The sequence below is a fragment of the Butyrivibrio sp. XBB1001 genome (assembly GCF_000424505.1).
GTDB lineage: Bacteria > Bacillota > Clostridia > Lachnospirales > Lachnospiraceae > Butyrivibrio.
The window spans coordinates 73,189-85,586 of sequence record NZ_AUKA01000003.1 but is presented as its reverse complement, the minus strand read 5'-3'; the positions used below and the strand labels follow the sequence as shown (position 1 = coordinate 85,586).

General features: G+C 43.0%; 13 protein-coding genes. 3 read left to right on the top strand and 10 right to left on the bottom strand.

Annotated elements, in window-relative coordinates; translation table 11 throughout:
- Positions 1 to 23: 23 nt before the first annotated feature.
- From G631_RS18095 to G631_RS18090, 4 genes are all read right to left on the bottom strand, one after another.
- Positions 24 to 1,475 carry a sugar transferase gene (locus tag G631_RS18095; RefSeq protein WP_051196878.1) on the bottom strand — a complete coding sequence of 484 codons (1,452 nt, stop codon included), beginning with the start codon at positions 1,473 to 1,475 and terminating at the stop codon, positions 24 to 26.
- A gap of 32 nt (positions 1,476 to 1,507) precedes the next feature.
- Complete coding sequence (gene wecB, locus G631_RS0105450; RefSeq protein WP_026488600.1) at positions 1,508 to 2,695, bottom strand: non-hydrolyzing UDP-N-acetylglucosamine 2-epimerase; 1,188 nt, start codon at positions 2,693 to 2,695, stop codon at positions 1,508 to 1,510.
- A 109-nt stretch (positions 2,696 to 2,804) separates the two neighbouring features.
- Positions 2,805 to 4,007 carry a UDP-4-amino-4,6-dideoxy-N-acetyl-beta-L-altrosamine transaminase gene (gene pseC, locus G631_RS0105445; RefSeq protein ID WP_026488599.1) on the bottom strand — a complete coding sequence of 401 codons (1,203 nt, stop codon included), beginning with the start codon at positions 4,005 to 4,007 and terminating at the stop codon, positions 2,805 to 2,807.
- A gap of 208 nt (positions 4,008 to 4,215) precedes the next feature.
- The gene (locus G631_RS18090; RefSeq protein WP_051196877.1) at positions 4,216 to 4,410 is read right to left on the bottom strand and encodes a DUF6465 family protein; all 195 of its coding nucleotides are present in this window, start codon (positions 4,408 to 4,410) and stop codon (positions 4,216 to 4,218) included.
- A 208-nt stretch (positions 4,411 to 4,618) separates the two neighbouring features.
- On the opposite strand from G631_RS18090, the gene G631_RS20895 reads away from it, so the two are divergent.
- On the top strand, positions 4,619 to 4,786 hold the full coding sequence (locus G631_RS20895) for a hypothetical protein (protein ID WP_155833881.1): 168 nt from the start codon (positions 4,619 to 4,621) through the stop codon (positions 4,784 to 4,786).
- Between the two features lie 119 nt (positions 4,787 to 4,905).
- Here the strand turns inward: G631_RS20895 and G631_RS0105430 are convergent, their stop codons facing one another.
- Positions 4,906 to 5,094, bottom strand: a complete 189-nt coding sequence (locus G631_RS0105430) for a hypothetical protein (RefSeq protein WP_026488598.1) — start codon at positions 5,092 to 5,094, stop codon at positions 4,906 to 4,908.
- 170 nt (positions 5,095 to 5,264) lie between these two features.
- Between G631_RS0105430 and G631_RS0105425 the strand changes: the two genes are divergently transcribed.
- Positions 5,265 to 6,515: a sensor histidine kinase gene (locus G631_RS0105425; protein ID WP_026488597.1), complete on the top strand. Its 1,251-nt coding sequence runs from the start codon at positions 5,265 to 5,267 to the stop codon at positions 6,513 to 6,515.
- A gap of 110 nt (positions 6,516 to 6,625) precedes the next feature.
- Here the strand turns inward: G631_RS0105425 and G631_RS0105420 are convergent, their stop codons facing one another.
- From G631_RS0105420 to G631_RS19985, 3 genes are all read right to left on the bottom strand, one after another.
- On the bottom strand, positions 6,626 to 7,363 hold the full coding sequence (locus G631_RS0105420; RefSeq protein WP_026488596.1) for a lysophospholipid acyltransferase family protein: 738 nt from the start codon (positions 7,361 to 7,363) through the stop codon (positions 6,626 to 6,628).
- Between the two features lie 19 nt (positions 7,364 to 7,382).
- A complete protein-coding gene (locus G631_RS0105415) occupies positions 7,383 to 8,420 on the bottom strand; it encodes a 5'-3' exonuclease (RefSeq protein WP_026488595.1) in 1,038 nt (345 codons plus the stop codon).
- Positions 8,421 to 8,764: 344 nt separating this feature from the next.
- Positions 8,765 to 10,048 (bottom strand): helix-turn-helix domain-containing protein, encoded by a 1,284-nt coding sequence (locus tag G631_RS19985; RefSeq protein WP_051196874.1) that lies wholly within the window; start codon positions 10,046 to 10,048, stop codon positions 8,765 to 8,767.
- Positions 10,049 to 10,365: 317 nt separating this feature from the next.
- Here G631_RS19985 and G631_RS0105395 point away from each other — a divergent pair, with 317 nt between their 5' ends.
- A complete protein-coding gene (locus G631_RS0105395) occupies positions 10,366 to 10,818 on the top strand; it encodes a hypothetical protein (protein ID WP_026488594.1) in 453 nt (150 codons plus the stop codon).
- A 58-nt stretch (positions 10,819 to 10,876) separates the two neighbouring features.
- Here G631_RS0105395 and G631_RS0105390 read toward each other — a convergent pair whose 3' ends face one another.
- Both G631_RS0105390 and G631_RS0105385 read right to left on the bottom strand, forming a co-directional pair.
- Positions 10,877 to 11,512 (bottom strand): cytidylate kinase-like family protein, encoded by a 636-nt coding sequence (locus tag G631_RS0105390; protein ID WP_026488593.1) that lies wholly within the window; start codon positions 11,510 to 11,512, stop codon positions 10,877 to 10,879.
- 161 nt (positions 11,513 to 11,673) lie between these two features.
- Positions 11,674 to 12,387 carry an ABC transporter ATP-binding protein gene (locus tag G631_RS0105385; RefSeq protein WP_026488592.1) on the bottom strand — a complete coding sequence of 238 codons (714 nt, stop codon included), beginning with the start codon at positions 12,385 to 12,387 and terminating at the stop codon, positions 11,674 to 11,676.
- Positions 12,388 to 12,398: the final 11 nt, after the last annotated feature.

Genomic DNA, 12,398 nt, shown 5'->3' with positions numbered 1-12,398 from the left:
TCTTGCTATGATATTGTTTACTTTTACTCGTCCTTACCAGCACCATCACCGGCTCCTGCGTCATGCATTTCCTGCACGCGCTCCTGAGTAAAGCCCTCGGTGCTCTCTTTCTGCACCAGGATCTTCACAGTTTCAAAGAGAATCTGCAGATCCAGCAGCAGCGAATAATTTGTTATATAGAAAAGGTCCATCTTAAGCTTGTTAAGTGGGCTCGTATTATACTTGCCAAAAACCTGGGCTGGGCCTGTAAGGCCGCCCTTAACCTTAAGTCTGTACTTGAACTCAGGAATCTCCTCGCAGTACTTCTGCACATGTTCAAGCCTCTCAGGCCTTGGTCCAACAATCGACATATCGCCCTTTAGGATGTTCAAAATCTGCGGAAGCTCATCAATTCTAGTAGCTCTGATGACGTTTCCAACCTTGGTGATCCTGGGATCCTTCTCCCCGGCGGGATGCGGGCGTCCGTCTTTCTCAGCGTCAACGATCATTGACCTGAACTTCAGGATACTGAACTCTTTGCCACCCAAGGTCGCCCTTTCTTGGCGGAAAAAGACAGGTCCGCCGTCCTCAAGCTTGATGGCAAGCGCAGTAACAAGCAGTATCGGGCTTGTAAGCACCAGGCCTATCAAAGAGAAAACGATATCACAAGTTCTTTTTACAATTCTCTGAGAAAGGGAAAGTCCAGCATTTCTGCATAAATACAGAGGTGTATCAAAGAGGTTAATCTCCTCTGAGTTCTTGCCTATAATATCTGAAATCTTAGGAGTGAAGTACACCCTGATGTCTCTGCTAAAGCACTCTTTGAGGATGTCATTCTTGATCTCAGAAGGAATATCATTGATAAATACTGCATCGTAGGGCTCCATCATGCCATAAATCTTGTCCAGCCCTTCGTTAATATTCACAATCTTCTCGATGTGGAACTTGTCAGGCCTTCCATTCATGAAGTGGAGCTTGTCGTACTCTTCCAAGCTCAGCTCACCGGCCACTCCAATCTTTCCCGCAGACCTTGAATCCCAGATTTCAAGCACTCTGTGAGCCTTGAAAAAGTGCCTGTACAAATCAACCATAGGAATAACCAAAAGGCACAAGACCACAGACTGTCCAAATGCCAGCAATACGTATCTCCACAGGAAATTCGGGAAGAACCTGAACTGACCTGTAATAGCGCAGGATACCAAAACCTCGATCGCATCCACGGAAAACAGCGTCAGAACCTGAGATGCCAGTAGGTTGGCCTTTCTATCAACGCCAATCCTGAAGGCCTTAAGCGCTTTTCCCACAATGTGGTACAAAACAAAGTAGATGCCAGCTGCCATCAGCAGGTTACCCTTACCCATAAGGCTTCCCGTCTGGTTGTTGACCTTTACAAATTCACGCCACACCAGGAAAAAAGATATTGTGGCTAATACGGACAGCAGCACCATGCACAACCATCTATATATGTACTTGTTCTTTATCCTAATCTGCCCCATTGCTCCCCCGTTATCAGTTACTACTCATATTTTCAGTTCTTTCTCCAAACCATCTTGTTGACAACCCCAGTAAAGCTCTGGATTATCTTCACAACCTTATCGGATACATTCTCATCAACGTAGTCTGGAACTGGAATTCCGAAGTCGCCGTTTTCATTCATGGCAACCGCAGTATCAACCGCCTGGAGAAGGCTCTCCTGGCTAATTCCAGCAAGGATAAAGTTACCCTTGTCCATAGCCTCAGGTCTCTCAGTGCTAGTTCTGATGCATACCGCAGGAAATGGGTTTCCTACTGATAAAAAGAAACTACTCTCCTCAGGAAGTGTTCCTGAATCAGAAACCACCGCAAAAGCATTCATCTGAAGGCAATTGTAGTCATGAAATCCAAGTGGCTCATGCTGGATAACTCTTTTATCAAGTTCAAATTCAGAAGCCTCGATTCTCTTTCTGCTCCTGGGGTGACAGGAATAGAGGATAGGCATGTCGTACTTTTCAGCCATTTTATTGATTGCTGTAAAAAGAGATCTGAAGTTAGCATCTGTATCGATGTTCTCTTCTCTATGAGCTGACAACAAAATATACTTGTGAGGCTCGATATTTACGCCAGTTTCACGTGTGAGTCTTGCGTGAACATCAGAAGCCTTGATCTTATCGAGATTATCATGAAGAACCTCAGCCATAGGTGATCCTGTCACAAAAGTTCTCTCCTTGGGAAGTCCGCAATCTGCAAGGTATCTTCTGGCATGCTCAGAATAAGCCATATTAACATCCGAGATAATATCTACAATCCTGCGGTTTGTCTCCTCAGGAAGGCACTCGTCTTTGCAACGGTTTCCAGCTTCCATGTGGAAAATAGGAATGTGAAGACGCTTAGCTCCGATAACTGACAAGCAGCTATTAGTATCACCCAGAACCAGCACTGCATCAGGCTCTATCTCCACCATCAGCTTGTAGCTCTTATCAATGATATTTCCCATGGTTGCACCAAGGTCCTCACCTACTGCATCCAGGTAAACCTCCGGCTCATCAAGCTCAAGGTCCTTGAAGAAGACACCATTTAAGTTGTAGTCGTAGTTCTGACCTGTGTGGGCCAATACCACATCAAAATACTTCCTGCACTTTTTAATAACTGCTGAAAGCCTTATGATCTCTGGCCTTGTTCCTACTATGATAAGGAGCTTTAATCTTCCGTTGTTCTTAAATCCCTTAAATTCTGACATTTCTTTGTTATTGTCCCTTTTCTAGAATTTGTTCCAAATCAAATTAGCATATAAAAAGCGACCTTAATCACCTTTTATAGGTAAAAACCAAATACGAAAGCCATCTTTCTTACTTCCTGTACCAGTCAACAACCTTCTTGACTGCAGCAATTGAAGTCTGAACATCCTCATCTGTAAGCATAGGATAAAGAGGAATACTCATGATTCCCTTGTAAATCTTCTCAGCAACTGGGCAAAGACCTCTCTTATAGCCCAGGTTCTCGTAGAATGGGAACCAGTAAACAGGCACATAGTGAACCTGACACTGCACATTCTCAGCACTCATAGCGTCAAAGAACTCACGGCGAGTGCAGGTAAGCTTATCAAGATCAAGCTGAATAATATATAGATGTCTTGTAGTATCTGACTCTGGAATCTCTTTCTGCACGATGATCTCAGGCACATCCGCAAAAGCTTCATTGTACATCTTCACAATCTCTTTTCTCCTGTTAGAGAACTGATCGAGCTTGTGGAGCTGACTTATCAAAAGAGCTGCCTGGAAATCAGTCATTCTATAGTTAAAGCCAAGAGTCTGCATCTCGTAATACCAGATTCCTTCTGGGTTCTTCTCAACAAAGTCATCAGGATTACGAACAATTCCGTGCTGGCTAGCAAGACGAAGCTTCTTGTAAAGCACAGGATCATTTGTTGTGATAGCACCGCCCTCTCCAGAAGTAATTGTCTTAACTGGGTGGAAGCTAAAGCAGGTCATATCTGCAATAGAGCCCTCTGGCTGTCCCTTATATTTTGTTCCGATAGCGTGAGCAGCATCGCAGATGTATGTGATGTTGTGCTTCTTACAGATCTCTTTTATCCTGTCATGCTCAACAGCCTGGCCTGTGAAGTCTACCGCAACAACAGCCTTGGTGCGCTCTGTGATATGAGCCTCGATGCTGTCTGGATCAATGTTGTAAGTCTCTGGATCAACATCAGCAAAGACTGGTCTTGCTCCAACATAAATTGCACAGTTTGCAGAAGCAGCAAATGTAAGAGGTGTTGTGATAACTTCATCCCCATCTCCAAGTCCTGCCGCAATTGCTGCGCAGTGAAGAGCTGCAGTACCGTTGCAGACAACTACTGCATATTTAGCTCCTGTTACTTCACATATCTTTTTCTCAACAGTGTCAACAGAAGGTCCGCAAGTGATAAGGTCTCCCTTAAGTACAGAAGCAATTGCCTGCACATCATCATCCTGGATCCACTGACGTCCGTAATAAATCTTCTTCTCTCTAACTGGCTTTCCGCCATGTATCGCAAGTTTTTCTTTTTCCATTTTATGTATCCTTCTTTCTAAAACACGCACTCCGACACTCTATTATACCATGTAAGTCAACTAAGCAAAAATCATGAAATTATTGGGCCTCGATAGTACCTCGGCAAGTGCTCTACACAAAAGGAGAGTGAAGAAAAACCTCGTTTCTCTCCACTCTCCTAATCGTCGTCTTTAATTATTGCACTAGCAATCTTCCCCTAAAATCAGATCAAAGATCAAAGTTGCCTGTGACATCATTGTTAACAACGTAATAAGCCTTGTTTTCTTCTGGCTTAACATAGATATCAAGGTTCTTTATGTCCTTTTTACCGTATGCTTTCTTAGCCATAGAAACAAGCTGCTCTTCGTTTATTGCCTTATCGCCGAACTGAAGCTCGATCTTAGCATTAACCTTAGCTGCCATTTCATTTTCCTCCTCATGCTAAAAAATATTTGGATATATTATAACTCTTTTACGATAAAAGTGTGAATATATATTTCAAAAACAGTTAAAATATTGACTTTTTACACTTCTCAAATAAGTTGTCTGTCTATTATAATGAGGGTAGCAAAAGGAATTAACTGCACAGTCCTTGGATCAAGGCAAGTGCATCGCTCACGGAGGTGCCCATATGACAGATAAAAAACGCGGTGTTTCTCCCAAAAAGAGTTCAAAATTCCCAAGACTTCAAGCTATCAGAGTTGGCGAGTTTAAGCCCAGCCTTCAGACTCTCAGCAGTACTGATTGTGGCATTGATATCTCTGGCATAGCTTTTGAAGGTCTCAAAAAATGGAAGTAAAACTAAATATCTTTTAACATGAAATTGTTTTCTACGTGAAATTTATAAGGCGGTTGTGGGATCATATATCTCACAACCGCCGATTTTGTGCAACAAGATTTCAAATATCTGACAACATTTTAATTCATACTACAACTCACAAACAGACACGCAGCCGCCATTACAACCAGCACGATAGACAAGATCCGCATCCAGGCGTTCGTCTCCGGCTCCTCTACCTCTTTTTCCTTCTTAAGAGTTGCATATGTAAAAAGAACTACCCCTGCAATAAAGATTACTGCTGCGTAAATAAGAAGAATCCTGCTCATAGCCCCCTCCAAACATACGAAATTTCATGATATTATTATATCATGATATAGGTGTCATAATTCATAATGATTACGTGTTCACATGATAATCATTATAAATTCATGACCCGAACAAATATGAGGAATAAGCAATTTACTTAGTAAATTTGCGATTTCCCCCGGAGGCCTTCATGCACATAAAATTCTCCATTTTCGAAATCAACACTAAATTCCGCTACAATCTGGCACAGCTGGTAGAATTTGAAAACTCCACAGACGTCAAAAAGCAAAAGTGCAGAACTGCCTACATTCTGCTACTTGGCTTTATTACTTATAGTATTCTTGCAACGCTTTTTGCCACCGGTGGCTATGAGCACGGCAAAGTAACAAACCTCTGCATCGCCCTATTATTCGGCATTCTCGCCTACATCACCAGAAGAACTCAGGATCACATCTTTGCCAGCCTTGTCGGCTCTTATGGCATCAGCGCGATTCTCTTTTTCCATTTCATAACTGAAGTTGACTGGACAATAGGAATGGACGCCTTCTGGCTATTTATCCTGATCATGCCCTTTATCACCAATTACCTCTCAGGCGTAGTCTACGGCTCCATCAGCGCGCTCAGTGGCTTATTTCTCAGTCTCATTTTATTTCACACAGACATGAAATATTTCCTGCAGCCCTACGGCCAGAACATGCTGGACTGGTTCTCCGTGATCTACATCGTAGCCATGATTGCTGCTGCCTTCATGGAATACGAGCTCACCTGCTATCAGATTGAGAAAAAGATATCCGATGAAAAGATAACTTACTTCCAGATTGAAAGAAATCAGCGCCTCAGGGAGCAGCTTTCAATCTACGAAAATAACGAGAGCACTATTCGAAAATACAAACATGATATAAGGCATTTCAACAGGGTTCTTGCGGGATTTATCAAGAATAACGAATATGATAAGGCAAAAGAATATCTGAAAGAATTGGACTCTATGTTAGAGCGGGTAACTGCTGTGTCCTTCTGCGACAATAAGATTGTTAATGAGCTTCTGACAATTTATGTATCACGCTGCCAAAAGCTTGGTTTCAAACTAAGAGCCAAGGCTGTTGTCCCAGAGCGCTTCCCCATGGAGGAACTGGAGCTAACAAGTCTTGTGGCTAACATTCTTGAGAATGCCCTTGAAGCCCAGGAGAAATCTCCCAAGGAAAAGAGATTCATCCAGATAGAAATTATCTATGACGGCAGAAAGCTTAAGCTTCAGTCAAAGAACTACTGCCCCAGCGCTTTATCTTTTAACAAGGAAGGACTTCCCATCAGCACCAAGACAATACAAAGCGGCATAGGCACTGCTCAGATCCGCTCCATCGCTCAAAAATACAGCGGCTTTGCCTCCTTTACCCAGGAAGGTGATGTCCTCATCGTCAAGGCCGCCATGACATGCCAATAATTCCTGTCATCTATATACACAAAAGTCCCTTGCACGCACTAGTATGCAAGGGACTTTTCTCGTAAACATATCAGCAAAATTTCCATGTCTATAGTTCAACAGTCATACTGTCAATTTTGCTCACCTCGGTGACTTTCAAGATGCTCCGCGATCTTGGCCTTGATCCTGCTCTCCACGATCTGAGCAATTTCCTGTGTCTTCATATCCTTGTACTCTTCATAAGGAATTGGCTCCATGTAGTAAACATAGGTGGTTACTGGCCCGCAGACGTCGCTGTTATAAACCTTGTAGGAATCAACCAGCGCAACTGGAACAATCGGCGTTCTGGACATCTGTGCCAGCTTGAAGCTTCCTGGCTTGAACTGTTCCACAATATTTCGGTTATTTTCCTTGTAACCGCCCTCTGGGAAAAGAATGTACTTTCTGCCATCCTTTAGCTCCTGGGCAATTTCCTGGAACACCCTTATAGTCTGCCTTGGATTGTCCATTTCAAGACGCTTTCCCTGCACCAGCTCCAAAAACTCATTGACCAAAATGATATGGGATCTCTTTTCATCCATGACAAAGGTCAGGGGCTTTTCGTGTGTATTAAAGATTCCTAGAACGTCGTACTTGCCCTGATGATTGGGATACAGCATATATCCGCCTTCCCTGGGCAGGTTTTCCTGGCCGTAAGCAATTGTCTTGTAGCCTGAAGACTTATTCATCTTGGTAACCATCTCATTGGCCAGCGCATAGCGCTCTTCCTCGCTGTGCCTGTCAATATGACGTATCCATATTCGAGCCTTTAAGACGTAAAAAATTATTCTAAAAATATTAATTATTATTGTACGGTAGTAATTACGCATTGATCCTCACTATATTAACTCAAAGTTTCTCAACGAGAGACTTAAAGCCATACTCTAAAAATAACTCTTTGGCTCTATCCTTGTTGATATTAATACGGAAGTCCTCAAGACTCTTGCCCGTATCGTAATCTCTGCGGATCTGCGCCAGGTCTTTTGACAAAAGAGCTTCATCCCTGTGCTCAGTAAGTGCCTTCAAGGGGCTTCTGCTGATTCCAAGGTCATCCTTCCAGTGGGCGCCAAGAGCCTTAAGCGCCTTGGCATCTCCGCCGCAGGCATCAATAGCCTCGTAAACCTTCTCAACAGTACCATACTCAGCCAAAAGAGGTATTGCAGCACTGCTAACTCCCTTAACGCCAGGAATATTGTCGCTGGTATCTCCCTGAATTCCCTTAAGATCAGGAATCTGCTGGGGCCAAACGCCATACTCCTTGTAGCACAGAGGTGGTGTCATTTCAAAAGCCTTGTCCGGAATTGCCACAAGCTTACTGTTCCAGCCATACTCAGCCCCATACTTATTCTGAAGCTCATCTGCTGTCTCCTGCTTGGTCTGGATCAGCCACACTCTTGTGTAGTCGCTTACAAGCTGCAAATAATCGTGGTCCTTGGTAATGATATAAGAAGGGATCTCTTTTTCAAACTTGGTAACAACGCTGCCTACAATGTCGTCTGCCTCATATCTGTTATCGAAAAAGACCTGCAGCCCCATCTCAGAGAGCATCTTCTCCATATTTCCAAACTGCTCCTTCAAAGGCTGTGGAGTCTCCCCACGATTTCCCTTGTAATCAGGATATTTCTCCCTGCGGAAGGTATCCCTTGTAGCATCGAAGGCAAACATCATATGTGTAGGCTTCTGCTCAGCAATTATCTTGAGAATTGTTCTCATCATGCCGTACATGGCATTGGTATACTGCCCCTTATCGTTGTGCAGAATCTGGGAATAGAGCTTCTCCTTTTTCTCAGGATCCTTTTCAAACAAAAGAGCTTTTGGAAGATTGCCATAGTAATTTGTAACCAGCATTGAACTTCCATCTATTAAAATAAATTTCTCGTTAGCCATTTGATTCTCCAATATTTGTAGAATTGCAAGAGTTTCGAAGAAACGATGCAATTCGTATATCATATGATGTAGGTGCAAAAAGCATTGTGCACAAAGAGTATTATATCGTAAAAGATTTTTTTTGAAAATGCTATAAAAATCTCTTGCAAATCTTGTTAGCCTATGCTAATATCATTTTGTTAGCAAAAGCTAACAGATAGCAAAAACGTCAATGCCAAGGCGTTATTACACGTGACATACATAGTCATAAGAAATCTCCTACCTAGAAACAGGTGCATCTTGCCAATGCACCTGTTTTTTCTTATTTTTCTTATTTTTTCTATTTAATTGTCTCCGCATAAAATTCATTTCCATAAATTCAGCTCTACCCTCTCAAGGATCTGCGGAATCGCCCTTACAGAATTGACCTTATATCTCTCGCGCAGCGTATCTAGCAATTCCTGCTTGTCTGAATCCAATAAATCCAATGATCCACAATAGATGCAGAGCGCGGAATCTGCAATCTGCTTGCCACTAAGCGTATTCTGAATGATCAGACTATCGATCATTATTGATATATTGGAAAAAATATCATTTTCCAAAGAAGTAAGTGAAACAAGATATCTATTAGCTACATCAATAATTGCATTGTTGATATAAACGTAGCGAACCAAGAATCCGTCCTCATCATATCTGCTGGCCGGAACATTTATAGGGATTGTAGCAACTCCTCTTGTAATGAAAAGGTTAATTGTATAATTCTCTGTACCTATCACATGGCTTCCAATAGAATCTGCGAACACGTATACATAGCTCATGTTATCGATAAAAGAGCTCCGTCTGGCGATTCCTCTATTATTACTCTCATGAAAAGATACTACTACCTCTTCACCCTTGGTAGCATCAACCTTGATGTACAAAGAAATCCGATAGCATTCATCCAAGATACAGATAGCATTTTCATATTTCTCCTGAGATTTTATCTCTGAGATCATAAACGGCTGAATGCTGGCCAGATACTTCTTAACATATTCAAGCTTATCAATGCCAATATAATCAAGATACTTGAAAAGGTGCAGATTTAACTTAGAAGCATGCTGCGTTTCATCCAAAGTAATCCTTCCAAGCTTCGCAAGCTTACGAATCCTTCTAGCTAGCACCTTCTGCTGAAGGAGTTCCGTATCAGATGCAGTAGTTTTCTCCTCTTTGTCCGTATCATTTGGCAATTCAGGTTTATAAATCTGCTCAAAATACGCAAGCGCTCTCCTCTTGTGCCCATCATCCAGCGCTCTATATCTCTCTATCAGCAACTTCTCTGTATCATCAAGCACATAGTCAGCTGGGTGATCACTCAAACCAGGATGACCACTTGTCTTGCCACTGACCTCACCACTTCTCTTTCTGCTTCTTACGCCACTTCTCTCTCCAGTGCCTTCCTCATTCTCCTGATTTGCATCATCAGATATTAGATCATACAAACTAATCCCCAAAACTCTACTGATGATCAGCACCTTGTCTATTCCAGGGACTTTCCCTTTCCTCTTCCAATCACAAATAGTACTCTCAGAAATTCCCGATTTTTTCGACAATTCCTTCTGTGTTATGCCTCTTTCCTCGAGTATCTTGAACAACCTTTCATTAAAATTCATGCTACTACCCTCATACATTGGCCCAAGAAAACCAAAAATCCGCTATAGCGAATAGTTCTTTTCCTAAACTATAATACGCTATAGCGGATTTGTCAATTTGACATAAACTACGCCGCGGTACCAAGCCAGTTCTCGCAGGTTTAAAGTCGCAAAGGCAGTTTTTGTCTTGTGCCATAGTAAAAACTATTGTAGAATCAAGGCTACATCACGTCTGATGGAAATCCATTTGAAAAGATCAAACTTGAAAAGAGGATTTGCAAGGATAAAGAGATACTAAGTTTGAAAGTAGCATCATATTATTACTTTAGGGAAGTATTATGTATAGAATATTACAATGGACATGGGGACTTCCGCAGACACTAGCGGGAGCAATTTTATTTGTATCAAACAGAAAGTGCGAGCACTATTCATACAAGGGAGCAGTTGTAACAAAGTGGCATAGTAAATCCAGTCTATCGCTAGGAATGTTTCTTTTTGTTACTGATGATCCCTTTTACTATTATCAGGACTTCCGCCCAAAATATACCGAGGAACAATTCTCCAAAATGCTAATGGTGCATGAATATGGCCATACAATTCAATCCCTGATATTCGGGCCTTTGTATTTGTTCGCAGTAGGAATTCCTTCGATTACCTGGAGCTTTCTCCCTTATTTCGTTAGGAAAAGAGCTAACGAGAAAACCTCCTATTTTTCTGCCTATCCAGAGTGTTGGGCAAATAAGCTGGGAGAAAGAATGACCGGAGAATTATCTATCGGTGAGCCAGTGTAGATTCAAAAAAGGCCAAACTGCTCATAATCCTGATGGCTATCCTCTTGCTTTATTCTTCTCAATCAAACACATCTTCCCCGAATCTTACTCTTGCGTGGGCTTTGATGGCTTCCACGCACTTGTCAAAGCCAAGCTTGCTTGAATCAAGGCACAGGTCGTAGTTCATGGCGTCAGTCCAGTCCTGACCTGTGTGATGCTTGTAGTAATCAGCGCGGTATTTGTCTTCCCGGGCGCAGAACTTCTCTAGCTCTTTTCCCTTAAGGGGCTGAACCTTTCCGGCCTGCTCCATTAGGAAATCATGAGGCGCATGAACAAAGACGCTAAGGACATTGTCGTAGTCCTTTAGGACGAAGTCCGCAGCTCTGCCCACGATCACGCAGGGCTCAGTTTCTGCAAGACGCTTGATGCACCTTGCCTGCAGGTTAAAGAGATTATCAGGGGATGTAAAGTCTGGGCTTTCCGGGCCGATGATCTCGGAATTATAGACATGAACAGGGGTGCGCAAGAAGCCCTTATTCCTGAATCTTTCATCAGTATCAAGGAAAAGAGATTCCGCAATGCCGCTCTCCTCTGAAGCCAACTTAGTCAACTCTTTATCGTAATAATGAATTCCAAGTTGTTCTGCCAGGCGGATTCCAACGGTACGTCCACCGCTTCCATACTGGCGTGCAATTGTGATGGTGATTTTCTTCATGTGTGTACCTCTCAACTAATGCTCTACTCCTGGGATATACTAGCCTCGTGTAATACCTCGGCAAGTGCTCTACTCCTGGGACTCTCACTAAGTTCGATATGACCTCACTAAGTGTTCGCCCAAGGTTCGCACTAGCCTCGTGAAATACCTTGGCAAGTGCTCTACTCTCCAAGGTAAGCCTTCTTTATTGCCTCATCATTTAAAAGATCCTGCGCCGGGCCCTCTTTTACGATAGCCCCAGTTTCAAGGACGTAAGCTCTGTTTGCGATGGACAGGGCTTTCTTGGCGTTCTGCTCAACAAGAAGCACCGTAACTCCGTCCTTGTTGACGTCCTGAATGATCTGGAAAATCTCATTTACAAAAATTGGTGAAAGACCCATGGATGGCTCATCCATCAGTATGATATCCGGATGTGACATAAGGGCTCTTCCCATGGCCAGCATCTGCTGTTCACCGCCTGAAAGCGTTCCTGCCAGCTGGCTTTTGCGCTCCTCAAGCCTTGGAAATCTCTTGTAGATTTTCTGAAGGGTTTCCTCCATCTCCGCCCTATCGCTTCTAGTGTAAGCGCCCATTTTCAGGTTCTGAAGCACGGTCATCTCAGCAAACACGCGCCTTCCCTCAGGAACATGGGCCATTCCCAGGCTCACAATCTTGTGATTTGGGATCTTTGCAAGGTTCTGCCCCTTGTAAGCTACTAATCCCTTGTCTGCCTTGAGAAGCCCTGAGAGCGTATGAAGCGTTGTGGTCTTGCCAGCGCCGTTAGCACCTATAAGGGCCACCACTTCTCCTTTATCTACGTGAAAAGAAATACCTTTAAGCGCCTGGATCACGCCATAATATACACTTAAATCTTTAACTTCTAGAATTGGTTCCATAATAATTTGTC

What these genes read in the sequence shown, in the direction of transcription:
- G631_RS0105385 (WP_026488592.1), bottom strand. Translation starts at nt 12,387, where the DNA reads ATGGAACCAATTCTAGAAGTTAAAGATTTAAGTGTATATTATGGCGTG.
- G631_RS20895 (WP_155833881.1), top strand. Translation starts at nt 4,619, where the DNA reads ATGACAGATAAAAAACGCGGTGTTTCTCCCAAAAAGAGTTCAAAATTC.
- G631_RS0105425 (WP_026488597.1), top strand. Translation starts at nt 5,265, where the DNA reads ATGCACATAAAATTCTCCATTTTCGAAATCAACACTAAATTCCGCTAC.
- G631_RS18090 (WP_051196877.1), bottom strand. Translation starts at nt 4,410, where the DNA reads ATGGCAGCTAAGGTTAATGCTAAGATCGAGCTTCAGTTCGGCGATAAG.
- G631_RS0105395 (WP_026488594.1), top strand. Translation starts at nt 10,366, where the DNA reads ATGTATAGAATATTACAATGGACATGGGGACTTCCGCAGACACTAGCG.
- G631_RS0105420 (WP_026488596.1), bottom strand. Translation starts at nt 7,363, where the DNA reads ATGCGTAATTACTACCGTACAATAATAATTAATATTTTTAGAATAATT.
- wecB (WP_026488600.1), bottom strand. Translation starts at nt 2,695, where the DNA reads ATGTCAGAATTTAAGGGATTTAAGAACAACGGAAGATTAAAGCTCCTT.
- G631_RS18095 (WP_051196878.1), bottom strand. Translation starts at nt 1,475, where the DNA reads ATGGGGCAGATTAGGATAAAGAACAAGTACATATATAGATGGTTGTGC.
- G631_RS0105390 (WP_026488593.1), bottom strand. Translation starts at nt 11,512, where the DNA reads ATGAAGAAAATCACCATCACAATTGCACGCCAGTATGGAAGCGGTGGA.
- pseC (WP_026488599.1), bottom strand. Translation starts at nt 4,007, where the DNA reads ATGGAAAAAGAAAAACTTGCGATACATGGCGGAAAGCCAGTTAGAGAG.
- G631_RS0105430 (WP_026488598.1), bottom strand. Translation starts at nt 5,094, where the DNA reads ATGAGCAGGATTCTTCTTATTTACGCAGCAGTAATCTTTATTGCAGGG.
- G631_RS0105415 (WP_026488595.1), bottom strand. Translation starts at nt 8,420, where the DNA reads ATGGCTAACGAGAAATTTATTTTAATAGATGGAAGTTCAATGCTGGTT.
- G631_RS19985 (WP_051196874.1), bottom strand. Translation starts at nt 10,048, where the DNA reads ATGAATTTTAATGAAAGGTTGTTCAAGATACTCGAGGAAAGAGGCATA.